The organism is Neorhizobium lilium (assembly GCF_004053875.1).
Lineage (GTDB): Bacteria > Pseudomonadota > Alphaproteobacteria > Rhizobiales > Rhizobiaceae > Neorhizobium > Neorhizobium lilii.
In genome coordinates, this window is sequence record NZ_SBIP01000002.1 from 929195 (window position 1) to 955146 (window position 25952).

Sequence of the window (25952 nt, forward strand, 5' to 3'; positions counted from 1 at the left end):
ACCAGTATGGCCACGGCTTCCCAATTGGATGCGGAGCCTATACAGGAAGGTCGCTTTAAGTACAAGACCCCGCAAGGCCGAGAATGCACGGTCCGGGGTCATGGAGACGACATGGCCGAAGCCCAAGACGACAAGCAGAAAAACCGCGCCATGAGGCCGCTTGGAAGGCTCATTCCCTACCTGTCTCGCTACCGGTCGATGGTGGCGGCGGCGGTCGTTTTTCTGGTTCTGGCGGCTGCGACGACGCTTGCTTTGCCGCTTGCCGTGCGCCGCATGGTCGACCACGGCTTTGCAGCCGCAGACGGCAGTTTCATCAACAAATATTTCGCCATGCTGCTGGTGCTCGCCGCCCTGCTCGCAGTCGCAAGCGCGCTTCGATATTACTATGTGATCACGATCGGTGAACGCGTGGTGGCGGATCTGCGGCGCGAGGTCTTTGCCCATGTGACACGCCTGTCGCCATCCTTTTTCGATGTCAACCAGTCGGGCGAGATCGTCTCGCGCCTCACGGCCGATACGACTCAGATCAAGGCGGCCTTCGGCTCCGCCGCATCCCAGGCTCTGCGCAACACCATCCTCTGTTTGGGTGCGATGGGCATGATGATCTATACCAGCACGCAGCTTTCGGCGCTGGTGCTGGGTGCCATCCCGCTCATCGTCTTCCCGCTGGTGGGCTTTGGCCGCTCCGTGCGAAAACGCTCCCGTGCAGCTCAGGACACGCTTGCCCATACCTCAGCCTTTGCTGCCGAAACCATCGGCGCCGCCCGCACCGTCCAGGCCTTTACCGGCGAGGAAATGGCGGCGAGTCGCTACGGACAGGCGGTGGAAGACGCCTATGACGCCGCCCGCGTCGCGATCAAGGCCCGCGCATTGCTGACCGGCTTCGGCATTCTTCTGGTTTTTGGCAGCATTGTCGGCGTGCTCTGGTACGGTGCCCAGAACGTGTTGTCCGGCGCCATGACAGCCGGAACGCTCGGCCAGTTCGTCCTTTACTCCGTTATCGTTGCGAGCTCGCTCGGGCAGCTCTCAGAAGTCTGGGGCGAGCTATCGGCCGCAGGCGGCGCGGCCGAGCGGCTAACCGAACTGCTGCAGGAAGTGCCGGCCATCCGCGATCCGGTGGCCCCTGTTGCCCTGCCCGTACCCGCCCTTGGCGAAGTGGAGTTTTCATCCGTCTCCTTTGCCTATCCGGCCCGGGTCAGCGCCATCACCTTGAACGGCCTGTCCTTCCGTGTCGCACCTGGAGAGACGGTCGCAATCGTCGGTCCATCCGGTGCAGGCAAGAGCACCGTCTTCTCGCTTCTGCTGCGATTCTATGACCCCACTTCGGGCGCCATCAAGCTCGACGGAGTGGAACTGAACCGGGCTCGCGTCGCCGATATCAGATCGCGGCTTGCCATCGTTCCGCAGGACGTGACGATTTTTGCTGCCTCCATCCATGACAACATCGCCTTTGGTGTGCCGAATGCCAGCCGCGAAGCCGTGCGGGCGGCCGCAATCTCGGCCCAGGCGGATGAATTCATTTCCAGGCTCGATCTAGGCTACGACACGCTGGCCGGTGAGCGGGGCATCACGCTGTCCGGCGGCCAGCGCCAGCGCATCGCCATCGCACGCGCCATCCTCAAGGATGCTCCGGTTCTGCTGCTCGACGAAGCGACCTCAGCACTGGACGCCGAAAGCGAAACGCTGGTGCAGAAGGCTTTGGACGGCCTGATGCGCAACCGCACGACGCTGGTCATCGCCCACCGGTTGGCAACCGTGTTGAAGGCGGACCGCATCCTCGTTCTGGACCACGGTCGCATTGTCGAGGAAGGCACGCACCAGAGCCTGATTGCCAGGGGCGGCCTCTACGCCAAGCTTGCACGACTGCAGTTCCACGATCTTGAGCATCCGAGCGCCGCGGCAATCTGATATGGCAGTCGGTGACGCCCGCATAACGACAGGAAAAGCGCCATGAACACCCCCTGGACCCAGCCGGTCGTCCTATCGCTCGGTGAACCGCCTGAGGAAACGATCATCGAAACCACCCAAGGGGCGGCCTGGGCCATGATCGAGGACTGGCCGATCGAGGATGGAACCGCGCTCGACCGAGCCTTGGCGATCTGCGCGGCGGTCGATGCCGGAAAGCGCAAGCCCGAAGAGGCAAGACAGGCTTTTATTGAAGCGGCACTGGAAGCCGGCATCCTCGTCAGAAGCTGACGCCTGCTTATTCTATAGTCTTGAAGGTCCACTTCACCACGTAATCGCCGTTGCGTTTCCGCTTCGCCTTCATCTTGAGCGTGACGGGTCCGCCCAGCGCCGCCTCGGCTTCCTCGAAGCTGCGGCGGGCTTCGGCCATCGTCAGCGCTCGGTCAGCTTGAGCTCGATGCGGCGGTTCTGGTTGCGGGCGTCGGGGGTATCGCCGGGCGCGATCGGCTGGAATTCGCCAAAGCCAGCGGCCACCAGCCGGTTGGCCGGTACGCCCTTGGAAATCAGATACTTGACCACGGAAGTGGCGCGCGCCGACGAAAGCTCCCAATTGTCGCGATAGCGTCCGTTGCCCGACAAGGGCGAATTGTCCGTATGGCCGTCCACGCGCAGCACCCAGTTGATCTCGGCGGGAATTTCCTTGGCAAGGTCGAGGAGCGCCGCAGCAAGCTTGTCCATCTCCACATGGCCGGCGTCGTCCAGTTCATTGCCGCCGACGGGGAAGAGCACTTCGGACTGGAACACGAAGCGGTCGCCAACGATGCGGATATTTTCGCGGTCGGACAGGATTTCACGCAGCCGTCCGAAGAAGTCGGACCGGTAGCGGTTCAGCTCCTGTACGCGCTGGGCAAGCGCGACGTTCAGGCGGCGTCCAAGATCGGCAATCTGGGTCTGCGAAGCCTGATCCTTGGACTCGGAAGCCTGCAGCGCCTGCTCGACAGCGGCGATCTGGGCGCGCAAGGCGGCAATCTGCTGGTTCAGCAGCTCGATCTGGCTCATGGCCCGCGTGCTGACCTGCTTTTCCTGGCTGAGCTGGTTCGTCAGGTCACCCACGCGCGCATTGGCAGCGTCGCTGCTGCCGCTTCCCTGGCTCAGCAACTGTTGCAAGCGCGAGCGGTCGCTTTCCGCACTGGCGAGCGAGGATTGCAGGTTTGCGAGCTGGTCCTCCATATCCTGATTGCTGCCCTTTTCCAGGGCAAGCAGTTCGGTCAGTTCCGCAATCTGGCTGTTCAGCCGGTTCAGCACCTCGTCGCGACCGGTAATCTCCCGGCTCAGCAGGAACTGCGCCAGCACGAACACCGTGAGCAGGAACATGATGGCCATCAGCAGCGTGGATAGCGCATCCACGAAGCCGGGCCAGAAGTCGACGCTCCGGTCGCGGCGTCGGTTGCGAGCAAGCCCCATGGCCTATTTGCTCCCGATCTTGTCGGAGAGTCGGTCCAGCGTTCGGCGCATGGCCTTCGATTCTTCCTGCTGCGCCTCAATCCAGTCGCGCAGCATCTGCTGTTCGTTGCGCATGTTCTTGACCAGTCCCTGAATACCCTCGGCAAGGTTCGCCATGGCGGCCAGCGACTTCTCATTCTGTCCGCCATCGGAGGTTTTTGCCTGAGCGGCCGTCAGCTTGCGCAGTTCCGTCGCCAGCGCCTTCAGCTCCCGCGACGAATCGCCGGCAGGGCCCTCGCCCAAGGGAAGCTCCGAACCGACATCGGTCAGGGAGGAGAGCCAGTTTTCGAGCTCCGTATAGAACCGGTTCTGGGCGCGCCCCGCCTGCAGGTCGAGAAAGCCCAGGATGAGCGAGCCGGACAGGCCAAGCAGCGAGGACGAAAACGCCGTACCCATGCCGGCCAGCGGCTGGGCCAAGCCGCTCTTGATCGCGGCAAGCACGTCGTTGGAGCCCCCTGAACCAGGGTCGAGCGCACTGATGACATCGCTGATCGAGCCGATCGTCCCAATCAGGCCCCAGAACGTGCCGAGCAGACCGAGAAAGACCAGAAGGCCGATGAGATAGCGAGATGTGTCGCGCGTTTCGTCGAGGCGGGTGCCGACGGAGTCGAGGATGGAACGGAAGGCCGTCGTGGACAGCACCACCTTGCGGCGGGTGCCGAGCAGCGTCCGCAAAGGCGCCAGCAGGCGAGGCTCACGACCGACCTTGTCGGCACTGCCTGCGGCGCGGAAGGAATTGAACCAGCGCGCTTCCGACATCAGGCTGAGCACCTGAACGAAAACCAGGACGATGCCGATCAGGAGTACGCCGAGAATGAAACCGTTGAGGCCGGGATTGGTCTGAAAGGCGTGGGCAGCCTGGCGATACAGGATGGCAGCCACAAAACCGACGATGATCAGGAAGATAATTATCGTCCAGAGAAAGGAAACGGGGTTGGAAAGCTTGTGCGAATAACCGCCGCGGTTCGTTTCGGACTCGTCCAGATCGTCCACCGTCGCATTCGCCATATTACGCCTAGCCTCCGTGCTTCGCGCCGGAGGCTAGTGGAAAATTGCGACGAATTGAAGTGTCGGGACAACGCAAAACTTCAGTAATGAACACAAGGATTTGCGCTGTTACGTGAAGAGCGCAGATGCCGCGCCGGATTGATGACACGAACGTCTGCAACCGGACTTCGTCGCCTGCCGGTGCCCTCAGGCACGAGCAACATGCCACGCCTCCCCGCTCTCAGCGTAGCGGGCCGCACTTCGTCTCGTCATCCACATGCAATGCAAACCCCGAAGCGCGCTCACCACCGAGCCCCGGGCGCAGCTCCATGCCTGGGATGAGGTAGTCGCCGCCGTTCTGTTGCCGGTAGGCGATAGGCGGCGTCACCTCGATCTGCTGCATGCGGACGCGCAAGGCAGCGGCCAGCGAGGCAAAGCCCTCCTCATCGACTTTATCGACCCGATAGGCGACGAAAGGAGGCAGTACGCTGAATCCGGGATAATAGAGGATGCCGTGGTTGATCGGGAACAGCAGGTCATCGATCGGCCCGTTGATTCCGCGCGCGGAATAATGGCTTTCCCAGCCGCCCGCAGTGACGATCAGCATGGCCCGCTTACCGGCAAAAACTCCTTCGCCAAACCTGTCGCCCCAGCGGCGGGCACTGTGTTCGCCCACGCCATAGGCAAAGCCGTAGGCGTAGACGCGATCCACCCATCCCTTGAGGATCGCCGGCATACTGTACCACCAGAGGGGAAACTGCAGGATCACGGTGTCTGCCCACAGCAGCTTCTCATGCTCGTTCTTGACGTCGTCGGTCAACGATCCTGCTTCAAAGGCAACGCCCGAGGCATCCGCCACCCGCAGGCGATCATCTGCGGCAAGATGCGGAAAATCGGCCTTGCTAACCTCCGATATCCATTTCTGCTGGTAGAGGTCGGAAACCTGAACCGTGTGACCGAGACGTTCCAGTTCGGACACCGCCACGTCGCGCAGCGACGCATTGAGCGACCGTGGTTCCGGATGGGCAAAGACGATCAGGACATTCATGTGGCTCTCCATCGTGTTGGTGAACCTCAAATAGACTTGCTGCAGCTCATGCAGTAGGCATGCAGGTCAGATAGGATTGTGCCAAAAAATGGATAAATCGAATATCACGCTCGAACGGATGAGGATCTTCGTCCGGATTGCCGAACGCGCCAACCTTTCGGCCGTCGCGCGAGAATTCGGCATCGGCCAATCCACCGTTTCCCGGCAGTTGCGCGAGCTCGAAGAGGCGCTCGGAGTGCCGCTTTTGAGCCGCACGACACGGCGGCTTAACCTGACGCCCGAAGGGAGCGCCTACTATGCGCAATGCCTCCAGATCCTCCGGCTCGTGGACAAGGCCGGGGATGAGGCTCGCACCGTCAGTGGTGCACCAGCCGGCATGATCCGGATTTCATGCACAGGTGCTTTTGGCATCCTCAAGGTCAGCCGCCTGCTGTTCGAGTTTCAGGACCTTTATCCCGAAATCCATATCGATCTGAGCCTTTCGGACGAGCGCATCGATCTGGTGCAGGAAGGCGTTGATCTCTCCATCCGGCTCGGGCCACTCGCCGACAGTTCGCTCAAGCTGAGACTCCTGGGTGCAAGCCGGCGGCTGTTGGTCGCGTCGGCGGATTATCTCGATCGCAATGGAAGGCCGGCCGCCCCCGATGATCTCAGGCAACACCAGGGCATCCGCATGGCGAATATCGCAGGTAGCGACATGCTGGTTCTTCGCGATGGCAAGACAAAACAGCACATCGTGCCGTTCGGTGGGAGATTGATGGTGGACCATGGGCTGGCGGCCAGGGAAGCGGTTCTTGCCGGGCGCGGAATTGCGCCGGCCCATCATTGGCTGGTCGATGATTTACTGCAGTCTGGAGAGGTTGAACCGGTATTGCCGGATTACGGGCTGGACCCGGTTCCGCTCAGCATGCTGATCGTGCCCGAACGCGCCGGTATTGCGCGCGTGAGGCTGCTGGCGGATTTCCTGGCCGAACGGATCCGGGCCATTCTCGGCCCAACTGCCTGAACCTGGCTGATCTTGGAATCTCAGCGGGTGGGAACAGGCCGGTTGGCCACGTCCACCAGCGCCTTGTGGATGAGTTCGTTGCCGGCGACCACATCGCCGCTGCCGAAGATATCCGTCGTGCCCTTCATGTCGCTGACGAAGCCGCCGGCCTCGCGGATCAGGATCAGGCCGGCCGCGACATCCCAGGGCGACAATCCGCTCTCCCAGAACCCGTCCAGCCGGCCGGCCGCGACATAGGCGAGGTCGAGCGCGGCGGCGCCGAATCGGCGAATCCCTGCCACTTCGCCCATGACATGGCGCAGTTCGACAAGGTATTTGCCGTGATTGCCGCGGCCGAGATGCGGTACGCCGGAGCCGATCACGCAATCGGACAGCACCCGGCGCGCCGCGACGCGAATGCGGCGATCGTTCATGAAGGCGCCGCCGCCCTTTTCCGCCGTGAACAATTCGTCGGTTGCCGGATTGAAGATGACGCCGGCGACCACTTCGCCATTGCGCTCCAGGGCTATCGAGACGGCGAACTGCGGAATCCCGTGCAGGAAGTTGGTGGTGCCGTCCAGCGGATCGACGATCCAGCGATGCGCGCCATCCGTGCCTTTTTCTTCTGCGCTCTCTTCACCCATGAAGCCATAGGTGGGGCGAGCCTTCATCAGCTCGTCGTGGACGATCTTTTCCGCCTTGAAGTCGGCCTGGGATACGAAATCCCCCGGTCCCTTGACCGAAACCTGCAGGTTCTGGACCTCGCCGAAATCGCGGCTGAGAGACTTTCCTGCCTTCAAGGCAGCTTGAACCATGACGTTGAGAAGGGCGGAGCGTGCCATGCGGGAAATCCTTGCGTTGCCCCGAAAAGCGTTCGTTCGGGACGACGTTCCATGAGCGATGGTATGATTGGCGGGTTCAAGACCACAAAACCGAGAGAAATTCAAGTCGGGCGCGACAGCGTGACACTTGCCAGCATCGCCGCCCTTTGCGACAAGCGGCCAAGCACCTGCCCGACCGACCGGAGACGCCCCATGAAGATCGCCCTGCCGCTGATCGTCAGCCTCGGAATGCTGACGACCATGATCTGCCTGTCGATCGGCATGGCGACAGCTTTGCCGCCGGGTCACGGCATCGCCCTGCCCTTCGGACTGGGGGGCGCGGACGGCACCGCTTCCGCAGGCCTGGCCCTTTCCCTTATGCCCGTCACGCTCCTGGTCGCGACGGCACTCTTTGCGCTTGTGCCGAGGATGGCCCCCCGGGTCGCGCTGAAGCCTGAACGCTACATCATGCTTTGGCTTGCCATCATTCTGGTGTCGGCACTAGGCCATGGCCTGATCATCCGAGGCGCGCTGATGGCCCTTCGAGGAGCTTGATCGGGTTCACCCGTCAGCTTTGGCGGAACTTGTCGGCAGCCTCGATCGCCTGCTTCTGCTGCTCGTCGTCTATACCGAGATAGAAGTCTTCGAGCTCCGGGTCCTGCAATCCCGCCCGGCGCGACAGCACATACCACTTGGCGGCTTCCACCGGATTGGGCCTTGTGCCAAGCGCATCGATATAGAGGTGGGAGAGCTTGTTCTGCGCGACCACATTGCCCCGAAGAGCGGCAGTGCGCATCCATTCGAAGCCCTTGTCGTAATCCTGCGGGCCGGCAATCCCGTTGACCAGCCAGATCCCCATATCGAGTTGCGCCGTGTCGAACCCGGCCTTGGCGGCACGCTCCAGCCACATGCGGGCCTGCGCCTTCTTTTCCTGCGGAAGGCTTCTCAATATCCGATAAACCTGCGCCACGGCATATTGAGCATCCGCGACGCCCTGCTGGGCAGCCTTTTCATAAAAAGGCATGGCAAGTTCCAGGCCGCGATCGCCTGGATTTTCCGAGACCAGGATCTGCGCCCAATTGAATTGTGCCGAGGAATTGCCGCCCTCGGCCGCTTTGCGCATATATTCGTCGGCCTTCTTCTTGTCCCTCGGCACGTCTCTCCCGCTCATCAGCAGCAAAGCGTATTGGAACATGGCAGCCGGATCGCCGCGCTCGGCTGCCTGCTGATACCAGAAAGCAGCCGTCTTCGCGTCGCGCTTGATGCCTAGCCCTTTGGTCATCATCTCGGCGACTAGCGTCTGGGCCGCCGCATCGCCGGCACTTGCCCTCTGCAACGCCATGTCCAACGCGGTCACATAAAAGCCCCGCTGGTAGGCGCCGTAGGCCTCGTCCACTTGCCCGGTAAACGGCTTTTCCGGCGGCGCCGGAGGCAGTGTGGCCCCCATGCGCTCATAAAGCCCTACTCCGCCGGAAGGTACGATCCCGTCGGGCTGGTTCTCCTTCGACATGGCGCCCGCATCGGGCTCCACCGGCCGCGTCATGACTTGGCGCGACTGTGCCGCCTCAGCGGGCTGCTGCGGCGACGCCTGCGCTCCAGCCGCGGTCGGCAGTAGAGTGACCACGCAAAGCGGTCCAATCAGCAGGGCAAAGGTCGGGAGAAGGTGACGGTTCGATGGCATGAGGCACCATCAAGCCCCAAACCGTGGCGCTTTTTCGTCAAGCAGGCTGTTGATCTCGCGCACGGCGTCCGCCGGCCCCTGCGGATGTGAAAACACGGCCTCGCGTAGCGCCACGAATTCAGCCCCGGTTTCGGAAACCGGTATGACCGAGGCCCCGTCCGTGCCGCCCATGACGACGCAGGGGATCTCCACCATGGACGCCCACCACTCGGCCAGAGCAAGGCTCTTCGGATGAGCCTCGGGCTTGATGTCGCCGTCCAGCTTGCCGAAGAAGATATAGTCCGGCCGCGCTTCGCCGATTTCGAGCGCCCTGTGCCGGTCCGATGCACCGCCCGCGCCGACGATCAGCTTCGGCGTGAACTTTTCCATCGTCTCCACCAATTCGGCGACCACCTCAACATGCAGACCGTCGGCCTTGACCCGGCCGGCGATACGGCTGTCGCCCGCGATCATTCCCGCCGCTCCGGCATCCTGAATGATCGGCAGCAGCAGTTCGGCGCGCTTCTGGAACACCTGCTCGTCGGAAGCATATTGCGGCACGATCACCGAGGCGACATCGCCACCCGAAAGCGCAGCTTCGAGCTTTTGCGCCAGCGCCTGAGCGTCATCCTCCTCCGGCACGACCAGCACGAGCCGGCAACGGTCTTCCTGTTTTGTCATGTCTCGTCCCAATCGGCCGATTCGTGAGGAATCCGCTCTCGTTTTCTATTGTTATTTTCGATAGACCGGAAGGATACGAGGATCAACAGCCCGCAAGATCGAAGTTTCATGCCCGATACGCTGACCATGGCGTTTTTCGCCGCCGCCATCCCTGCCGTCATGCTCGTGGGTCTTTCGAAAGGCGGCATCGGAGGCGCGTTCGGGCTTCTCGGCGTTCCCATCATGTCGCTGGCCGTGGAACCCGTACAGGCAGCAGCCATCTTCCTGCCCATCCTGATCGTCATGGACATGGTCGCGCTCTGGTCGTGGCGAAACTTCAACGACCGCAAGACGCTACTGATCATCCTGCCCGGCGGCGTCATCGGCATCGCGCTCGGCTGGGCCACCTCGGCCTATGTTTCCGACAGCGCCCTGCGTCTGGTCATCGCAACGGTCACCATCCTCTTCACCTTGCGCTACTTCTGGCAGGTCTATGGTTCCCATTCCAACCGGCAAATCGCGCCGCTGCCGCACAGGCCGGTCGCCGCCACCTTCTGGGGAGCCTTGTCCGGCTATGCGAGTTTCGTCGCCCATGCCGGCGGCCCGCCTTTCCAGATCTATGTCCTGCCGATGCGGCTCGACCCGAAATCCTACACCGGCGCCAGCATCCGCTTCTTCGCCATTGTCAACGCGGTGAAGGTCGTGCCTTATCTGATGTTGGGCGCGCTGGATCGCCAGAACCTGACCATGTCGGCAACCCTTTTGCCGGTAGCCCTATTATCGACCATTGCCGGTGCGGCAGTCGTGAAGCACCTGAAGGCGGAAACCTTCTATCCAATGACATACGGCCTGGCGTTGATTGCCGGCTTGAAGCTCCTGTGGGACGGGCTTCCTTTCTGAGCACGTGCACTGATGCTAATGATGAAATGGAAGCGTGTGCAGCGCACAATTCGTCTTGTCGCAATGCAGCGTCTGCCCTACGCTTTGGCACATGACCACCACTGATCCCTTTGCAGCCATAGCTGATCCGAACCGGCGCTACTTGCTGGAGGAATTGCGGCGTGCGCCGAAAACGGTCAATGAACTGGCCCAGGGCCTGCCGATCAGTCGGCCAGCCGTTTCGCAGCATCTGAAAGCCTTACTGGACAGTGACCTTGTGACTGTGACGGCGGAAGGCACGCGGCGCATCTACGCGGTCAACAGCAAGGGCTTTGGCAAGGTTAGTCTCTGGCTCGATCAGTTCTGGTCGTGATACCGAGACCACGACCAGAGGTTTGTTTTGGATTGGTTGTGCCGCTTCATTTAGTCGCCCTGACTAGTCACTACACGGGCTGCGGCGGTCTCTCCTATGGTAAGAACTAGTGACGCGTAGAGGCTTGTAGTCGCTGCATCTGATCTTTGAGACGCAGCTTGCGGCGCTTGAGGTCGGCGATCTGCTTGTCGTCGGAAGAGGGGGACGCGAGAATGGACTGGAGCTCCTCCTCGAGAGCGACGTGCTTCTTTTCAAGCGATGCGATATGAGCCTGGACGGTCATGTGGCATGTTCCTTCCTTGGATACCTGCCTCGGCTGTTCCCTTCGCCGAAGCTTCAGGTTTACAACAGAAGTGTGACACGATCGAACCCGTTTGTCGAAGGAGAAATCATGGTTTCAAAGGGGCAAATTCGTGACCTTGTTTAACGAAAGCGTGCCGCGATCTTTCAGATTCGCTTTCCACGCTTTAAGCCCTTGTTTTATCGCATGTCGTTGACGCAAAACCGCTACACACTTTTGCGCGACATGCTGTAGCTGTTAACGCGGATTGATGGTAGGAGCTTGCCAACCAGGCCGGGCAACGCCAAAAGGCCGGACGTGACATGGGGAATGCGATAATGGCTGATCAGGAACAGGCGGATGTGCGCCTGACGCTCGCAAAACTGCGCCAGGAACACGAGGATTACGACGCCGCGATCAATGCCATGATAAAGGTCGGATGCGATGCCCTTCGCGTCCAGCGCATGAAGAAGAAAAAGCTGTCCATCAAGGACAGGATGACCCAGATCGAAGATCAGCTCGTGCCGGATATCATTGCTTGAAGGAGGGCGCCATGTCTGCCGAAAGACCTGCCGTCGCAATCATCATGGGCAGCCAGTCGGACTGGGAGACCATGAAGAATGCCGCCGATACGCTCGAAGCGCTCGATATCGGCTACGAAGCCCGCATCATATCAGCCCATCGTACGCCCGAACGCCTGGTAAGCTTTGCCACCGGCGCCCGTGACGAAGGCTTCAAGATCATTATCGCCGGTGCCGGCGGCGCCGCACACCTCCCCGGCATGACGGCCGCGATGACACCCCTTCCCGTCTTCGGCGTTCCTGTCCAGTCCAAGGCGCTGTCCGGCCAGGACAGCCTCCTATCGATCGTGCAGATGCCGGCCGGCATTCCGGTCGGTACGCTTGCCATCGGCAAGGCGGGTGCGGTCAATGCAGCGCTTCTCGCGGCGGCTGTGCTTGCCCTTCATGACGAAGAGATTGCCGACCGCCTGGACGAATGGCGCGCCCGCCAAAGCGCTGCCGTCGCCAACTACCCCATCGACGAAGCCCCTTAAGATATATTGAGAGAGATCATGAGCATGCGCACCATCGGCATCATTGGCGGCGGTCAGCTGGGCCGCATGCTGGCCATGGCCGCCGCGCGCCTCAATTTCCGCACCGTTATTCTGGAACCCCAGCCGGACTGCCCGGCAGCCCAGGTTGCCAGTGCGCAGATCGTCGCTGCCTATGACGATCCGGCCGCGCTGGCAGAGCTTGCCGCCCGCTGCGACGTCGTCACCTACGAGTTCGAAAACGTGCCGGTCGGGGCCGTGCAAGAGCTTCAGCGTTCGGTCCCGGTACATCCGCCGGCGAAGGCACTCGACGTTGCACAGGACAGGGTGACGGAAAAGCGCTTCCTCAACGCTTGCGGCATCGAAACGGCGCGCTTCCACGCCGTCGACGGTCAGGCCGATCTGGAACACGCGCTGGCAGATTTCGGCGGCCGGGGCGTCCTGAAGACGCGCCGCCTGGGTTACGACGGCAAGGGGCAGCGCGTCTTCCGCGCCGCCGCCGATAGCCCGCAAGGCGCCTTCGAGGCTCTTGGCGGTGTGCCCCTCATTCTGGAGAGCTTCGTCGCCTTCGAACGCGAGATCTCCGTCATTGCCGCACGCGGCACGGACGGCGCCATTGCCAGCTACGACCCGGCCGAGAACATCCACCGGGATGGCATTCTCCACACCTCCACCCTGCCGGCCTCGATTTCAGATGCGACCGCGCTGGCTGCCCGCGAATCGGCCGCGAAACTGCTTGCGGCACTGGATTATGTCGGCGTCATCGGCATGGAGTTCTTCGTGATGGCGGACGGCGGCCTGATCGCCAACGAGATCGCCCCGCGCGTTCACAATTCGGGCCACTGGACGGAGGCCGCCTGTATCGTATCGCAGTTCGAGCAGCACATCAGGGCCGTAGCGTCACTGCCGCTTGGCGATCCGCGGCGTCACTCGGACTGTGTCATGACCAACCTTATCGACGACGACATCGATGAGGTTCCTGCCTGGCTCTCCAGGCCTGACGTATTCGTCCATCTCTATGGCAAGACGGAATCCCGACCGGGCAGAAAAATGGGGCATGTAACCCAGCTGACCGGGCCGAAAATGCCGTCACAAGGTTGACATGGTCACAGGCGCGGGTTATCTGCACCGCCAACTTGAAAGCGCGCTCCTCTTCCAAAAGACAGGCGGCGCGCTTTTGATTGATAAAAATCGGCTGAAGAGCCCACAGACTGCTGGACCAGTAAAATGAAGATCAAGAACTCGCTCAAGGCGCTGAAGGCTCGTCATCGCGATAACCGCTTGGTTCGTCGCAAGGGCCGCATGTACATCATCAATAAGCTGAACCCACGCTTCAAGGCTCGTCAGGGCTGATACGGCAAGGGCTGCGGATATCCGCTGCAGCCGATCAATTTGTCGATAGCGTGATAAAACGGATTTGATCTTGGGCGCATGCGGATTACCTTATCCGGATGCGCCCTTTTCGTTTCAGCTTTTTAGCATTCGCCCTGTCCCTGCCCGCCGCTGTGGTTCTTGCCCAAGACGCAGGCCAGAAACCTGCCCTGAGCCAGCCCATGCCACCCGCTCCTGCGGCGCCGGCTGCCATCGCTCCAGCCAAAACTATCGATTCGTTGTTCGATGCATTGAAGCGCGAACGCGACCCGATCAAGGCGCGCGGCATTGCAAGCCAGATCATGGCGGACATGAACGACTCAGGCAGCGCAACCGTCAATCTGCTGATGCAGTGGGCGGCCACGGCCATCAAGGAAAAGCGCAACGTCGCGGCACTCGACTTTCTCGATCAGGTGACGGTGCTGGACCCCGCCTATCCGGAAGGATGGAACCGCCGTGCCACTCTGCACTACACGATGGGGGAAACCCGAAAATCCATGTCGGATATTGCCGAAGTGCTCCGGCGCGAGCCGCGCCATCTGGGCGCCTTGGTGGGCATGGCCGGCATACTGACGGAATCGGGCAAGGACCAGCTGGCGCTGAAAGCCTGGGAGCGTTACCTCGACGTCTACCCAGCCGACCGCGATGCGCAGGAAGCGGTCACCAAGCTTTCGGAAAAGCTCGCCGGCAGCCGCACCTGAAGATTACAGCCGCATGATCATGCTCCCCGCCGTCATCCTCGGCCTCGTCGCTGCCGCCTATGGCTTCACCGCCTGGAAGTCGCGCGCTATCGAGGCGCGCTTTCCCAATATCGGCCAGATGACGAATATTGGCGGCTACAGCCTCAACGCGCTTCATCTACCGGCAGCCTCCAGTGCGGATCTGCCGCCCATCGTTTTCATCCATGGCGCGAGCGGCAATCTGCGCGACCAGGCCGCAGCCTTCCGTCACATCTTCGAAGGTCGGGCGGAGCTGCTGTTTGTGGACCGCCCCGGTCATGGCTATTCCGAGCGGGGCGGCCCGCGGAACGATTTACCCGATGGCCAGGCCGACGCAGTGGCCAAACTGATGGAGAGACGCGGCATCCGCCGAGCCATCATCGTCGGTCATTCCTTTGGCGGCGCAATCGCCAGCAGCTTTGCTGTGGACCATCCCGACAGGACGGCAGGCCTGCTGCTCCTATCGCCGGCAACGCATCCGTGGAATGGCGATGTGGACTGGTACTATCATCTTGCCGCGCGGCCTTATCTGGGCCGGCTGTTCACCCGCCTGCTAACCCTGCCGGCCGGCCTCGCGCTCCTGGACAAGGCGACCCGCTCGGTCTTTCATCCAAACCATCGCCCGGAGAGCTATCTGGAAGACGGCGCTCCGGGCCTTGTCCTGCGACCCGCAAACTTCCGCAGCAACGCAATCGACGTCCTTAAGCTCAACGGCTACCTGCGTGACGTTGCGCCCCGCTACAAGGCCATCCAGGCACCGACAGTCATCATAACGGGGGATACGGACGCCATCGTCTCCGTCGACATCCACTCGCGGCAGATGGCAGCCGACGTGGCAGGTGCGGAACTGGTCGTCATCAAAGGGCTGGGCCACAAGCCGGACTATCTCGCGGCAGATGTCGTCGTGGCAGCGGTGGAGAAGCTGGCGGGCTTACCACGGGACCTTCAGGCCACGGCGCGGCGCGTGGAAGCGCACCTCGCAGCGGCGGCACTCGACCCGGAGCCAGAACTTGACATGTCGATCGAGAAAGCCTGAAGCAAGAATCGGGAATAGTCTCGCCATTTTCGCAACAAAAAACCGCCGGATCGCTCCGGCGGTTTTTCTCAATCATCGCGATGATTAAATGCCCGTCTGGCCGTCGGCGCCGATATAGGCGATGCGGATCATGTTCGTTGCGCCGGGCGTGCCGAGCGGTACACCGGCAGAGATGATGATCCGGTCTCCGGGCTTGCCAAAGCCTTCGGATACGACGATCCGGCAGGCGCGATTGACCATGTCGTCCAGATCGGTGGCATCATGGGTGACCACGCAATGCAGGCCCCACACCACCGACAGCCGCCGGGCCGTCTTGATGATCGGCGACAAGGCGATGATCGGCACCTGTGGCCGCTCGCGCGCAGCGCGCAAGCCGGTCGTACCGGACGAGGTATAGGTGACGATGGCCGACAGCTTCAGCGTTTCGGCAATCTGCCGCGAGGCAAGCGAAATGGCATCGGCACCGGTCGCTTCCGGAGTGGCGCGCTGCGCATAGATGATGTTCGGATAATAAGGATCCTTCTCGACCGTTTGGGCGATCGAGGCCATCATCGAAACCGCCTCGACGGGATAATCGCCGGAGGCCGATTCGGCCGAAAGCATAATTGCATCCGCACCCTCGAAAACGGCGATCGATACGTCCGAGACTTCGGCGCGGGTCGGAACCGGCGCCGAGATCATCGATTCGAGCATCTGCGTCGCCACGACGACCGGCTTGCCGGCACGCCGACATGCGCGGGTGAGCTGCTTCTGAATGCCGGGAACGGCTTCGAGCGGCATTTCCACGCCCAGGTCGCCACGCGCCACCATGACGGCGTCGGACAGTTCGATGATCTCGTCGATCCGCTCCAGGGCCTGGGGCTTTTCGATCTTGGACATGATGCCGACGCGCCCACGGGCGATCTTGCGCACTTCGGACAGATCCTCGGGGCGCTGCACGAAGGACAGCGCGACCCAGTCGACATCGTCGGTCGCCAGCACCGCATCCAGATCGGCGCGGTCCTTGTCGGTCAGCACGCCGACGCTCAGCAGCGTGTCCGGCAGGCTCACGCCCTTGCGGTCGGAGATGCTTGTGCCGGAGACAACGGTGCAGACGATGCGCGTGCCATCCGATTCCACGGCCTTCAGCGCCAGCTTGCCGTCGTCGATCAGCAGCCTGTGGCCGGGCTTCACCGCTTCCAGAATTTCCGGATGCGGAAGAAAGACACGGTTTTCGTCGCCCGGCTCCTGGTTGTTGTCCAGCGTGAAGGTCTGGCCGGGCTTCAGCATAACCTTCGTGTTGGCGAACTTGCCGACACGCAGCTTTGGTCCCTGAAGGTCGGCAAGGATCCCGATCGGCCGTCCGCTCTTTGCCTCGACCGCTCGTATCCGCTGGATCAGCGTACGCATGATGTCGTGGCTGGCATGGCTCATATTGATGCGGAAGAGGTCGGCCCCCGCTTCATGCAGCTTCTGGATCATGGCCTCTTCCGAGGAAGCCGGTCCGAGCGTGGCAAGGATTTTAACTTTGCGGTTACGCCTCATCAATTCTGGCCTTCTTGGGTGCCGGGCGTATCGGATAGCTGGACCATCCAGCTTCCCTGACGGCCCGTATCATATTCTTTGAAGCCCATGCGCTGGTAGCCTCGGGCAAAACAATCGTTGACGCCGGCAATCTTGAACTCGTTTTCGGCAACGCACATGTTGACGTTGCCGGTCCAGCGGCCGCCACGGGCCGCATCCTCGGCATAAAGGTAATAATATCGGGACTGCAGCTCGCCTTCGATCAGGGTCGCGCAGGTGGAGGCAGGAACCTGCCACCATCCTTCGGTCATCCAGCCTTCCTTGGCGCGATAGCCGATGGCGACGCCAACAAGGTTCTGGGTGCCATTGCAGACGCGGAAATCTGCGTGGGCGGCGCTCGCCATCAGAAGCGGGGCGCCGGCGCAGACCGTGAACAGGGCCACAGGCGCGGAAACCAGAAGGCGGAGATAGGTTTTCAGGGATTTCTTCAACACGGTTTCCGTCAGGACTCCATGGTTATTCGTGAAGCACGTTCTTCGCGCGGCAGGGCCTGAAAGTCAACGAAAGTCTAATCGGTTGTAACGTGACGGCACTCGCCCGACAGGCTCGGACCAGCCACGGCTTGCGCTCCTCTTCCCCTAGGACCAATCGACATTCAGGTTTCGGGCTGCGGAAGTGCTGCATTCACATCCCCAGGTTGGCGTGAAGACACAGAGGCCGCACGTCCGCCGCCTCGTCGTGCCCAACTCAGTCTATTCCCTGATCTATCGTGTCGTGGATGACGAGCTGGAAATCATCGAGGTCTTCGACGGCCGCAGGCTGAAGCCGCGCACGGGGCCGACGCGTTAGGTGATTCAGTCGCCTCAGTAACCCTGGCCAGATTATCTCGGGCGCCGCAGATGGTCCACCAGCGCACGCAGCTTGGGCGCCATATTGCGGCGGCTGGGATAATAGAGATAGAAGCCGGGAAAGCGCGGGCAGAAATCCTCCAGGACGGGCACGAGCTCACCGCGCTCCATGGCCGTGCGGAAGCTCTCCTCCATGCCGAAGGTGATACCGGCGCCTGCAATCGCAAGCCGGATCATCAGCGCCATGTCGGTCGTGGTGATCGCGTCCTCGACTGCGACCGCAAACTCCTTTCCTGCTTCCGAAAATTCCCAACGATAGGGTGCCACGTTCAATCCCGCCCGCCAGCCGATGCAGCGGCGTGCCGCCAGTTCGCGCGGATGCGATGGCACGCCGAAGCGTTCCAGATAGGCCGGCGACGCAACCGCGATCTGGCGCTGGTCGCCTGAGACGGGCACGGCGATCATGTCCTGCGCGATCACTTCCCCCAGCCTCACGCCCGCATCGTAACCTTCGGCGACGATGTCGAACTCGTCGTCCGTCACGGTAACATGGATTTTCACGTCCGGGTTCTGTTCCGCGAAGGAGGCGAGCAGAGGGCCGGACAGGAAACTTTCTGCGATGGACGACACGGCAAGCTGCAGACGGCCACGCGGCCGGTCGCTGAGATTGCCTGCCGCTTCGACAGCGGCCTGCATGCCGGCGAGGGCCGGCGCTGAATCAGCATAAAGCCGCTCGCCGGCTTCCGTCAGGCTGACGCTTCGGGTCGTTCGTTGCACGAGCGCAATGCCAAGGCTTTCTTCCAGCTTGCGGATCGTCTGGCTGACCGCGGAACGGGTGACGCCCATCCGGTCGGCGGCCGCGCGAAAACTTCGTTCCTCCGCCACAAGAGCAAAGACTGCAAGAGCGTTGAAATCGGGTATCATTGGTTAGTCAGTCTTTCGAGCATGGAAAGAATTGGGCGGCTTATCGCAACAATGGCCGAGGTCTATCTTTCTGGCAACCGCAATGATGCGGATCTGACAGGAGACAGACATGAACAAGGTTGTCCTTATTACCGGCGCATCCAGCGGCATCGGCGCCGGTATCGCCCGCGAACTGGCAGACGCCGGCGCGACACTGGTGCTCGGTGCTCGCCGGACCGACAGGCTGGAGGCGCTTGCGCAGGAGATCCGCAGCGCCGGCGGTCACGTGCTGACGCGGAAGCTGGATGTGACAGACCGCGCCAACGTTGCTGCCTTTGCCGAGGCTGCGCGAGAGGCGTACGGGCGGGTAGATGTCATCGTCAACAATGCCGGCGTCATGCCGCTGTCCCTGATGGCGTCGATGAAGGTCGATGAATGGGACCGGATGATCGACGTCAACATCAAGGGCGTGCTCTACGGCATCGCCGCCGTGCTGCCGGAAATGAGGGCGCGCGGGTCAGGACACATTATCAACATCGCCTCGATTGGCGCCTTGAGCGTCTCGCCGACCGCAGCCGTCTACTGCGCCACGAAATATGCGGTACGCGCAATTTCCGACGGGCTACGGCAGGAGCATGACGATATCCGCGTCACTTGCATCCATCCCGGCGTGGTGGAAAGCGAACTGGCGGACACGATTACCGACCCCGCCGCGGCGGAAGCCATGAAGCACTACCGTTCCATTGCGCTGAAGCCCGCTGCGATTGGTCGGGCCGTGCGCTTTGCGATCGAGCAGCCGGAGGATGTCGATGTCAGCGAGATCGTCATCCGGCCCACCAAATCAGCGAACTGAGCATCTTTGCCGGTGGCGCCTTTTCACGAAACAGTCCCGTCCAGGCGGGCAGCCTGCCGAGGCCACAGGATGAACGACCCTCTCAGAATTATAGCCGCCATCATCATTATTGCCACCGCGTCGCTTGGTGCGGTGGTGCACTTCGCCAAAGCCGAGGACAAGATGGACGATAAGAGCCAGGTACAAACCGAAACGCATCCATACGTTGGCATTTGGGTAACCGGCGACGGCCATATCCGCCACGAGCTCCTGCCGAACGGCCGCTATGACGAGGCTCGCGGAACCCGCAAAAGCGCCTATCAGGGACGCTATGCCGTGACGGGCAATCATATCGACTATTGGGACGACACGGGCTTCACGGCCGATGGCGACTTCATCGACGGCGTGCTGCACCATGCCGGGATGGTTCTGACGCGGGAAAAGTAGAGTGCATCTCAGATGGCCGGCGTTCCCTGATGGAAAACCATCCGCCATTGGCCGTCCGCTTCTTCTCGCCAGATCGAGCTTCTATTGGTGAGAAGGCGGCTGCCGTCAGGCCTGGTTCGGGTGCCGAGATAGGTGGCCAGCGCGACGCCTTCGCTCAGCACCGATATCCGGAAGTCCGAGATCGACAGAGTGTCGTCGTCCCGCCCGGTTTCGGCGGGAAGACTGCCAAGAATGTCGTTCAACGTATAGGCCGCGCCGGATCGCCCGAATTCGCGGAAGTCCGGCGCCAGCAATTCGCGCAGCCTTGCCTCGACGCTGCGGACCTCTCGTGTCTGCAGCGCTGCTTCGAGCGCCAGCAAATGCTCGAGCAGGGCTTGGTTCGGCTCAGGCACTTGTGTCCATCGCCTCCAGTTCGTCGATCAGGCCTTCGATCATCGACAGGCCCTTGGACCAGAAGGACGGATCGGTGGCATCGAGGCCGAAGGGCTTCAGAAGCTCCGAGTGATGCTTGGTGCCGCCTGCCTTCAGGAGTTCGAAATACTTCTGCTGGAAGCCTGGGGCCGCTTGTTGGTAGACGGCATAGAGCGAGTTGACCAGGCAATCGCCGAAGGCATAGGCATAGACGTAGAAGGGCGAGTGGATGAAGTGGGGGATATAGGTCCACCAGGTCTCGTAGCCTTCCGAGATCCTGATCGCCGGCCCGAGGCTTTCCGCCTGCACCGACAGCCAGAGTTCGCCGATCTGCTCAGCCGTCAGTTCGCCGTCCTTGCGCGCCGTGTGGAGCTTGCGCTCGAACTGGTAGAAGGCGATCTGGCGCACGACCGTATTGATCATGTCCTCCACCTTCTGGGCCAGCATGGCCTTGCGCTCCCTGGTATCGGTCGTCTTTTCGAGCAGCGCCCGGAAGGTCAGCATTTCACCGAAGACGGAGGCGGTTTCCGCAAGCGTCAGCGGCGTCTGGCACATCAGCGCGCCTTGTTCGCCGGCCAGAACCTGATGCACGCCGTGGCCGAGTTCGTGGGCGAGCGTCATAACGTCGCGAGGCTTGCCCATATAGTTGACCAGCACGTAAGGGTGAGCCGATGGCACGGTCGGGTGGGCGAAGGCCCCAGGCGCCTTGCCGGGACGCGCGGGCGCGTCGATCCAGTCCTCGTCGAAGAAGCGACCGGCGATCTCGGCCATCTCCGGCGCGAAGTCGCGATAGGCGGAAAGAACCGTATTCTGGGCGTCCTTCCAGGGGATGAGCGCATTCGGGGTTTCCGGCAGCGGCGCGTTGCGGTCCCAGTAATTCAGCTGGTCCATGCCGAGCCATTTCGCCTTCATCGCGTAATAGCGGTGCGAGAGACGCGGATAGGCCTCCTGAACCGCGGCCGCCAGCGCATCCACAACCTCCCGCTCGACACGATTGGCAAGGTGGCGGCTGTCGGCGATATCTTCAAAGCCGCGCCAGCGATCGGAGATTTCCTTGTCCTTGGCGAGCGTATTGGTGATCAGCGTGAAGACGCGAAGGTTGTCGCCGAAAGTCTTCGAGAGTGCTGCAGCCGCCTTGGCGCGCGCTTCCGGCCGCGGCTCCTGCAGCATGTTGAGCGTCGGCTCCAGGTTCAGGCGTTCGCCGTCCACCTCGAACCGCAGCTCCGCCATGGTCTCGTCGAACAGGCGGTTGAAGGCGGCTGCCGACGTCATAGACTTTTCGAGGAAGAGCTGTTCCAGCTTGTCATCCAGCTGGAAGGGCTTGTCCTGCCTCAGATCGACGATCCAGGGGCGGTAATGTCCGGCCGACGGGTCCCGATCCATGCAGGCGTTCATAACGGCATCGTCGATACGGTTCAGTTCCAGCGCGAAGAACAGCAGGTGGGAGGAAAGGTCCGTCAGTTTCGCCTGCACATCGCCGTAGAACTTGCCGTTGGCGGGATCGGATGTGTCGGAGAAATAGGTAAGACCGGCAAAGGAGCCGATCTTGCCGAGAAGATCGTCCAGCGCCTCGTATTCCTTCAGCGCTTCGCCAATACCGCCGGCGCCCGTGCTGGCCGCTGCTTCCGCGAGCTTGCCTTTCCACTTCGCTTCGAAGGCGAGCGAAAGTTCGCTTGCCTTTTCCATATCCTGCTTGAGCTGCGGTGCGTCCTTGGCCTCATAAAGATCGGACAGCTTCCAGACCGGCAGGGGGCCAAGTGCCGCCGCCGTTGCAGCGGCGCCTGCGGACGCCGTGGACAAGAGCAGGGAAGGCAGCGGGCGGTGCAGCAGGGTCATTTCGGGTTCCTCTCCGTTCGGTCGAGATATCACCGATGGTTTTGATCGCCGGCCGTTAAAATGCAAGCTTTTCTCAAAAGAGGATGTTCAAGCCTATCTGACACAACGTCATCAACAAGAGCCCGAGAAGGGCGCACGATGAACGTTGCGGGAGCCGAGCATGACTGCGCACATCCTTATCGTCGATGACGATCCTATCCAGCGCCGACTTCTGAAAAATGCCGTGGAGCGGCAGGGCTATACCGCGCATTTGGCCGAAAACGGCCGGGTTGCGCTGGAGTTCCTGCGCAATACCAGCGGCATCATGAACGTCATCATCCTCGACCTGATGATGCCGGAAATGGATGGCCTGACCTTCCTGGCAGCCATCCGCAATCTCGGCATCGAAACGCCGGTGATCGTGCAGACTGGGCAGGGCGGCATCGAAACGGTGGTGGAGGCCATGCGAGCCGGCGCCTTCGATTTCGTGGTGAAGCCCGTCTCGCCCGAACGCATCGCAGCGTCCGTCGCCAATGCGCTGAAGGTCGACCAGAAGGAATCGAGATCGCGTGCGGTGCGCCGCCGCAACGGGGCAATCGGCTTCAACGACATCGTCTCGGCCAGCCCCGACATGCTTCGGGTGATCGACCTAGCGCAGCGTGCGGCCCATTCCAACATCCCAGTCGTGCTGGAAGGCGAATCAGGCGTCGGCAAGGAAATGGTGGCGCGGGCGATCCAGTCCGCCAGCGACAAGGCCGGCAAGCCGTTCATCACCGTCAACTGTGGCGCGATTCCTCACAATCTTGTGGAAAGCATCCTGTTCGGGCACGAAAAGGGAGCCTTCACCGGTGCTTCCGAAAAGCACACGGGCAAGTTTGTGGAAGCCGATGGCGGCACGCTGTTCCTGGATGAAATCGGTGATTTGCCGCTCGAGGTGCAGGTGAAGCTGCTGCGCGCCGTGCAACAGGGCGAGATCGAGACCGTCGGCGCCGGCAAGGTGCAGAAGGTCAACGTGCGGCTGATTTCGGCCACCAACAAGGATCTGATCGAAGAGGTTCGGCTTGGGCGCTTCCGCGAGGATCTCTACTACCGCCTGAACGTCTTCCCCATCACCATCCCGGCATTGCGGCGGCGCAAGGAAGACATCCCGCATCTGGCGCGCGTGTTTGCCGAGCGGTTCTCCGTCGAGCAGAAGCTTCCGCGGCAGGTGACGCTGAGCGCCGGCGCTCTTGCGCTACTGACCGCCTATGACTGGCCGGGCAACATCCGGCAGCTGGAAAACGCCATCTTCCGGGCGGTCGTGCTGGCGCAGACCACGGAATTGACGGAAGCCGATTTCCCGCAGATCGCCGCGCAATTGCCGGACTACCACCGCGGCGAATTGGTCGGAACGCCAAGCCTTCCTTCGGTCTCGACCGAATCCGAGCGTGCGGTGCGCGACGCTCTTGCCGAAACGCCCGTATTCGCCAACAGCGAACGTGGACGCGACGGCCGGATCGACGCCAAGGCAATGCTGGCTGCGGCCTATCCCACCGCCGAAAACGTCATCGCTACCACCGACGAATCGGGTGAGGTGCGCAAGCTTGCCGATGTGGAGGAAGAGCTGATCCGATTCGCCCTGAAGTTCTATCGAGGACAGATGAGCCAGGTGGCGCGCAAGCTTGGAATCGGGCGTTCGACGCTCTACCGCAAGCTCAAGGATTACGGCATCGATCCGGACGATCCCCTGAAGGAAGCGGCCTGATTATTATTTTAGAACATACGCAAACGCAATCCTGGAGCAAGGATGTGGTGTCACCCTTTGTCAATCTCCCGTTAGTGGTTTATTGACTATAGGAGAGAAGCTTGTGCATGTGTGGCACAATTGCCATGCTCTGACCGCATTTTGCCATCACATGAGACAACAAGGGAAGTTGTCTACAGGACGGGGATCGTTTTGCCGGAACTCAATGCAAGAAAAGCGCCCTTGGACGGGTGGCAGGGTTTTCTTCCTGCCGTCATCCTTTCCGTGGTGGCCCGGCGGGCAGCCGCATTCCTGCTGTTGATGGTGGTGGCATTCCCGTTCTTATCCGCATCGGCCAATGAGGCCGCCGCCGAAGACCGAAGCCTGAAGCTTTACTTCGTGCATACCGGCGAAAAGGCCGTCATCACCTTCAAGCGCAATGGCCGGTTCGACCCCAGGGGACTTGCCCAGATCAACGAATTCCTGCGTGACTGGCGCAAGGGCCAGCCGACCCGAATGGATCCGCGCCTGTTCGACCTCGTATGGGAGGTCTATCGCCGAAGCGGCGCGACCGACTATATCCATGTCGTTTCCGCGTTCCGGTCGCCTGAGACAAACAACATGCTGCGCACCCGTTCGCGCTATACGGGCGTTGCCAAGAACAGCCAGCACATGCAGGGCAAGGCGATGGATTTCTTCATCCCCGGTGTCAAGCTTTCGACGCTGCGGGCGCTCGCCATGCAAATGCAGGTGGGCGGCGTCGGCTTCTATCCCACGTCCGGCTCGCCTTTCGTGCATCTCGATGTCGGCGGCGTTCGCGCCTGGCCGCGCATGACGCGCCAGGAGCTCGTGCAGATCTTCCCGAATGGCAAAACGTTGCATCTTCCTGCCGACGGCAATCCGCTTCCCGGCTACGAAGAAGCAATGGCCGACTACAAGAAGCGCGTCAGCTCCGATTCGATCCAGATCGCCAGTTCAGCCGGTGGCCGGTTCCGGTCAAATACGCCTGACAAAAAACGGCCGGGCCTGTTTGCCATGCTGTTTGGCGGCGGTGCCGACGAGGAAGAAGACAATGCGGAAAGCACCGGTCCTGACGTAGCCGCACAGCCCGCTGCTCCGGCCAAGCCAATCGTGCCATCCAAGCCGGCACCGGAGCCTATCGTGCCTGAGATTGCCGCTCCAATTGCCGTCGCATCGGCTGAGCCGGCTCCTACCATCGTCGCCCCCGTACCCCTGTCGCGTCCCGCCTTCCGGTCGGATGCCGGACCAGGCGGCCTTGCAACAGCGCTTTATTCGCAGGCCCGCAACCCGGCGCAGGATGCGTTGGCGCTGCAAGCCTCTGCACCGGCCACGCCTTCGCAGCCTGTGGGCGACACTTTTGCCGATCTTTCCGCCTATGCGGTTCCGGTCCCGACGCTGCTCGGCGCGCGCGGCATGAAGGGCGATGCTGAACTGATGACGGCTTCGGCCGGACCTTTGGAGTCGGAGGATTTGGGCGCTATCCCGCTGCCGATGCGCCGGCCGGCCACAACGACGCTGGCGTCGAGCCGGACCCCGGATCCACAGCAGACGCTGACGCCTGAACTTGTAGCGGCGCTATCGCAGAGCATGGAGCCCCAGGCTCCGGCGCTTGCGCCAGCACCAGCTCCCGTGGCTGCCATGCCGGTGGTGCAACCGCTTACCCAGGCCGCGGTAGTGCCTGTATCCAGGCCTCTGCCGGTCACCAAGCCGCTGGAGACCGCAGCGATCGAGCGTAAGCTGATCCAGCCGTCGTCCAAGACCATGCAGTTCGGAGATGGCTTCGACTCTCCAAAGCCCGTTAGTGCTTCGATGGGCAGCGTTTCGGGCAAGGCAACCCGTGGTGGCCGTGCGGCGCCCGCTGCTGCTTCCAGCAACAAGGGTTTGACGGGTGAAGCCCTTGCCAAATGGGCGCTCAACAACAATCGCGTCGATGCCGTCGCGTCCATCAAGGCTCCCCGCGTGGTGAGCCGGACGCTGAACGGCGAATATTCGGCAGCCTATGCGGGCGGAGGCTTCAAGCCGGTCGCCGCTACGGTCGCGATCGATCCCAACCGCTTCAGCGGCCCAGCCAACTGATCGATGACACGATATCGAAAATAAACCCGGCTCCTTGCGGCGCCGGGTTATTTTTAGGTTCAGGGTAAGTTTACGCTTCGGCGTTATCGACCAAA

Annotated in this window: 29 protein-coding genes and 2 pseudogenes; 18 read left to right on the plus strand and 13 right to left on the minus strand. The window is 61.7% G+C overall.

Annotation, left to right across the window (positions count from 1 at the left end; all coding sequences use genetic code 11):
- The first annotated feature begins 111 nt into the window (after positions 1–111).
- Positions 112–1908, plus strand: coding sequence for an ABC transporter transmembrane domain-containing protein (locus tag EPK99_RS10690; protein WP_128443004.1), 1797 nt, complete (start codon positions 112–114; stop codon positions 1906–1908).
- A 42-nt stretch (positions 1909–1950) separates the two neighbouring features.
- A complete protein-coding gene (locus tag EPK99_RS10695; protein ID WP_128443005.1) occupies positions 1951–2196 on the plus strand; it encodes a DUF982 domain-containing protein in 246 nt (81 codons plus the stop codon).
- Positions 2197–2203: 7 nt separating this feature from the next.
- On the opposite strand, the gene EPK99_RS25910 is transcribed toward EPK99_RS10695, so the two are convergent.
- The 4 genes from EPK99_RS25910 to EPK99_RS10710 all read right to left on the minus strand — a co-directional run bounded on the left by EPK99_RS25910 (position 2204) and on the right by EPK99_RS10710 (position 5443).
- Positions 2204–2335: a hypothetical protein gene (locus EPK99_RS25910; protein WP_281033456.1), complete on the minus strand. Its 132-nt coding sequence runs from the start codon at positions 2333–2335 to the stop codon at positions 2204–2206.
- Positions 2336–2337: 2 nt separating this feature from the next.
- The gene (locus EPK99_RS10700) at positions 2338–3369 is read right to left on the minus strand and encodes a peptidoglycan -binding protein (protein WP_128443006.1); all 1032 of its coding nucleotides are present in this window, start codon (positions 3367–3369) and stop codon (positions 2338–2340) included.
- A gap of 3 nt (positions 3370–3372) precedes the next feature.
- A complete protein-coding gene (locus EPK99_RS10705; protein WP_128443007.1) occupies positions 3373–4416 on the minus strand; it encodes a flagellar motor protein MotA in 1044 nt (347 codons plus the stop codon).
- A 220-nt stretch (positions 4417–4636) separates the two neighbouring features.
- Positions 4637–5443, minus strand: coding sequence for an NAD(P)H-dependent oxidoreductase (locus EPK99_RS10710; RefSeq protein ID WP_128443008.1), 807 nt, complete (start codon positions 5441–5443; stop codon positions 4637–4639).
- Positions 5444–5531: 88 nt separating this feature from the next.
- Between EPK99_RS10710 and EPK99_RS10715 the strand changes: the two genes are divergently transcribed.
- Positions 5532–6449: a LysR family transcriptional regulator gene (locus EPK99_RS10715; protein WP_128443009.1), complete on the plus strand. Its 918-nt coding sequence runs from the start codon at positions 5532–5534 to the stop codon at positions 6447–6449.
- A gap of 20 nt (positions 6450–6469) precedes the next feature.
- On the opposite strand, the gene EPK99_RS10720 is transcribed toward EPK99_RS10715, so the two are convergent.
- Positions 6470–7270, minus strand: a complete 801-nt coding sequence (locus EPK99_RS10720; protein WP_128443010.1) for an inositol monophosphatase family protein — start codon at positions 7268–7270, stop codon at positions 6470–6472.
- A 51-nt stretch (positions 7271–7321) separates the two neighbouring features.
- Here EPK99_RS10720 and EPK99_RS10725 point away from each other — a divergent pair, with 51 nt between their 5' ends.
- Entirely contained in the window at positions 7322–7804 is a 483-nt protein-coding gene (locus EPK99_RS10725) for a Got1/Sft2-like family vesicle transport protein (protein ID WP_128443011.1), read from the plus strand.
- A 13-nt stretch (positions 7805–7817) separates the two neighbouring features.
- On the opposite strand, the gene EPK99_RS10730 is transcribed toward EPK99_RS10725, so the two are convergent.
- Together EPK99_RS10730 and EPK99_RS10735 are read right to left on the minus strand one after the other, a co-directional pair.
- Positions 7818–8930, minus strand: a complete 1113-nt coding sequence (locus EPK99_RS10730) for a tetratricopeptide repeat protein (protein ID WP_245582386.1) — start codon at positions 8928–8930, stop codon at positions 7818–7820.
- A 9-nt stretch (positions 8931–8939) separates the two neighbouring features.
- Entirely contained in the window at positions 8940–9590 is a 651-nt protein-coding gene (locus EPK99_RS10735; RefSeq protein ID WP_128443012.1) for a thiamine phosphate synthase, read from the minus strand.
- A gap of 108 nt (positions 9591–9698) precedes the next feature.
- Here EPK99_RS10735 and EPK99_RS10740 point away from each other — a divergent pair, with 108 nt between their 5' ends.
- Both EPK99_RS10740 and EPK99_RS10745 read left to right on the plus strand, forming a co-directional pair.
- The gene (locus EPK99_RS10740; RefSeq protein ID WP_128443013.1) at positions 9699–10469 is read left to right on the plus strand and encodes a sulfite exporter TauE/SafE family protein; all 771 of its coding nucleotides are present in this window, start codon (positions 9699–9701) and stop codon (positions 10467–10469) included.
- Between the two features lie 91 nt (positions 10470–10560).
- On the plus strand, positions 10561–10821 hold the full coding sequence (locus EPK99_RS10745) for an ArsR/SmtB family transcription factor (RefSeq protein WP_128443014.1): 261 nt from the start codon (positions 10561–10563) through the stop codon (positions 10819–10821).
- 106 nt (positions 10822–10927) lie between these two features.
- Here EPK99_RS10745 and EPK99_RS10750 read toward each other — a convergent pair whose 3' ends face one another.
- On the minus strand, positions 10928–11104 hold the full coding sequence (locus EPK99_RS10750) for a YdcH family protein (RefSeq protein ID WP_128443015.1): 177 nt from the start codon (positions 11102–11104) through the stop codon (positions 10928–10930).
- 335 nt (positions 11105–11439) lie between these two features.
- On the opposite strand from EPK99_RS10750, the gene EPK99_RS10755 reads away from it, so the two are divergent.
- The 6 genes from EPK99_RS10755 (at position 11440) to EPK99_RS10780 (ending at position 15278) form a co-directional block, all read left to right on the plus strand.
- Entirely contained in the window at positions 11440–11643 is a 204-nt protein-coding gene (locus EPK99_RS10755) for a YdcH family protein (protein ID WP_128443016.1), read from the plus strand.
- Positions 11644–11654: 11 nt separating this feature from the next.
- Positions 11655–12155: a 5-(carboxyamino)imidazole ribonucleotide mutase gene (gene purE, locus EPK99_RS10760; protein ID WP_128443017.1), complete on the plus strand. Its 501-nt coding sequence runs from the start codon at positions 11655–11657 to the stop codon at positions 12153–12155.
- An 18-nt stretch (positions 12156–12173) separates the two neighbouring features.
- Positions 12174–13253 carry a 5-(carboxyamino)imidazole ribonucleotide synthase gene (locus EPK99_RS10765; RefSeq protein WP_128443018.1) on the plus strand — a complete coding sequence of 360 codons (1080 nt, stop codon included), beginning with the start codon at positions 12174–12176 and terminating at the stop codon, positions 13251–13253.
- A 126-nt stretch (positions 13254–13379) separates the two neighbouring features.
- Entirely contained in the window at positions 13380–13505 is a 126-nt protein-coding gene (ykgO, locus tag EPK99_RS10770) for a type B 50S ribosomal protein L36 (protein ID WP_128443019.1), read from the plus strand.
- A 98-nt stretch (positions 13506–13603) separates the two neighbouring features.
- Positions 13604–14224 carry a tetratricopeptide repeat protein gene (locus EPK99_RS10775; protein ID WP_128443020.1) on the plus strand — a complete coding sequence of 207 codons (621 nt, stop codon included), beginning with the start codon at positions 13604–13606 and terminating at the stop codon, positions 14222–14224.
- 13 nt (positions 14225–14237) lie between these two features.
- A complete protein-coding gene (locus EPK99_RS10780) occupies positions 14238–15278 on the plus strand; it encodes an alpha/beta fold hydrolase (protein ID WP_128443021.1) in 1041 nt (346 codons plus the stop codon).
- 84 nt (positions 15279–15362) lie between these two features.
- On the opposite strand, the gene pyk is transcribed toward EPK99_RS10780, so the two are convergent.
- Both pyk and EPK99_RS10790 read right to left on the minus strand, forming a co-directional pair.
- Complete coding sequence (gene pyk, locus EPK99_RS10785) at positions 15363–16802, minus strand: pyruvate kinase (RefSeq protein WP_128443022.1); 1440 nt, start codon at positions 16800–16802, stop codon at positions 15363–15365.
- Positions 16802–17185, minus strand: a complete 384-nt coding sequence (locus EPK99_RS10790) for a DUF1036 domain-containing protein (RefSeq protein WP_245582415.1) — start codon at positions 17183–17185, stop codon at positions 16802–16804. The genes pyk and EPK99_RS10790 overlap by 1 nt, the downstream gene beginning before the upstream one ends.
- Positions 17186–17483: 298 nt before the next feature.
- Here EPK99_RS10790 and EPK99_RS25300 point away from each other — a divergent pair, with 298 nt between their 5' ends.
- Entirely contained in the window at positions 17484–17630 is a 147-nt protein-coding gene (locus tag EPK99_RS25300) for a hypothetical protein (protein ID WP_205909084.1), read from the plus strand.
- Positions 17631–17662: 32 nt separating this feature from the next.
- Here EPK99_RS25300 and EPK99_RS10795 read toward each other — a convergent pair whose 3' ends face one another.
- Entirely contained in the window at positions 17663–18553 is an 891-nt protein-coding gene (locus EPK99_RS10795; RefSeq protein ID WP_128443024.1) for a LysR family transcriptional regulator, read from the minus strand.
- Positions 18554–18662: 109 nt separating this feature from the next.
- Here EPK99_RS10795 and EPK99_RS10800 point away from each other — a divergent pair, with 109 nt between their 5' ends.
- Both EPK99_RS10800 and EPK99_RS10805 read left to right on the plus strand, forming a co-directional pair.
- Positions 18663–19385 carry an SDR family oxidoreductase gene (locus EPK99_RS10800; RefSeq protein WP_128443025.1) on the plus strand — a complete coding sequence of 241 codons (723 nt, stop codon included), beginning with the start codon at positions 18663–18665 and terminating at the stop codon, positions 19383–19385.
- 162 nt (positions 19386–19547) lie between these two features.
- A complete protein-coding gene (locus EPK99_RS10805) occupies positions 19548–19811 on the plus strand; it encodes an Atu4866 domain-containing protein (protein WP_128443399.1) in 264 nt (87 codons plus the stop codon).
- A gap of 8 nt (positions 19812–19819) precedes the next feature.
- Here EPK99_RS10805 and EPK99_RS10810 read toward each other — a convergent pair whose 3' ends face one another.
- Complete coding sequence (locus EPK99_RS10810; protein WP_128443026.1) at positions 19820–20203, minus strand: nuclear transport factor 2 family protein; 384 nt, start codon at positions 20201–20203, stop codon at positions 19820–19822.
- Positions 20196–22058, minus strand: coding sequence for a M3 family oligoendopeptidase (locus EPK99_RS10815; RefSeq protein ID WP_128443027.1), 1863 nt, complete (start codon positions 22056–22058; stop codon positions 20196–20198). The genes EPK99_RS10810 and EPK99_RS10815 overlap by 8 nt, the downstream gene beginning before the upstream one ends.
- A 160-nt stretch (positions 22059–22218) precedes the next feature.
- Between EPK99_RS10815 and EPK99_RS10820 the strand changes: the two are divergent.
- The 3 genes and pseudogenes from EPK99_RS10820 to EPK99_RS10825 form a co-directional block, all read left to right on the plus strand.
- A pseudogene (locus EPK99_RS10820) lies at positions 22219–23406 on the plus strand (sigma-54-dependent transcriptional regulator); the annotation flags it as partial.
- Positions 23407–23601: 195 nt separating this feature from the next.
- Positions 23602–23781: pseudogene (locus tag EPK99_RS26090) on the plus strand (helix-turn-helix domain-containing protein); the annotation flags it as partial.
- 300 nt (positions 23782–24081) lie between these two features.
- A complete protein-coding gene (locus EPK99_RS10825) occupies positions 24082–25857 on the plus strand; it encodes a peptidoglycan L,D-endopeptidase MepK (RefSeq protein ID WP_128443400.1) in 1776 nt (591 codons plus the stop codon).
- Positions 25858–25952 lie beyond the last annotated feature (95 nt).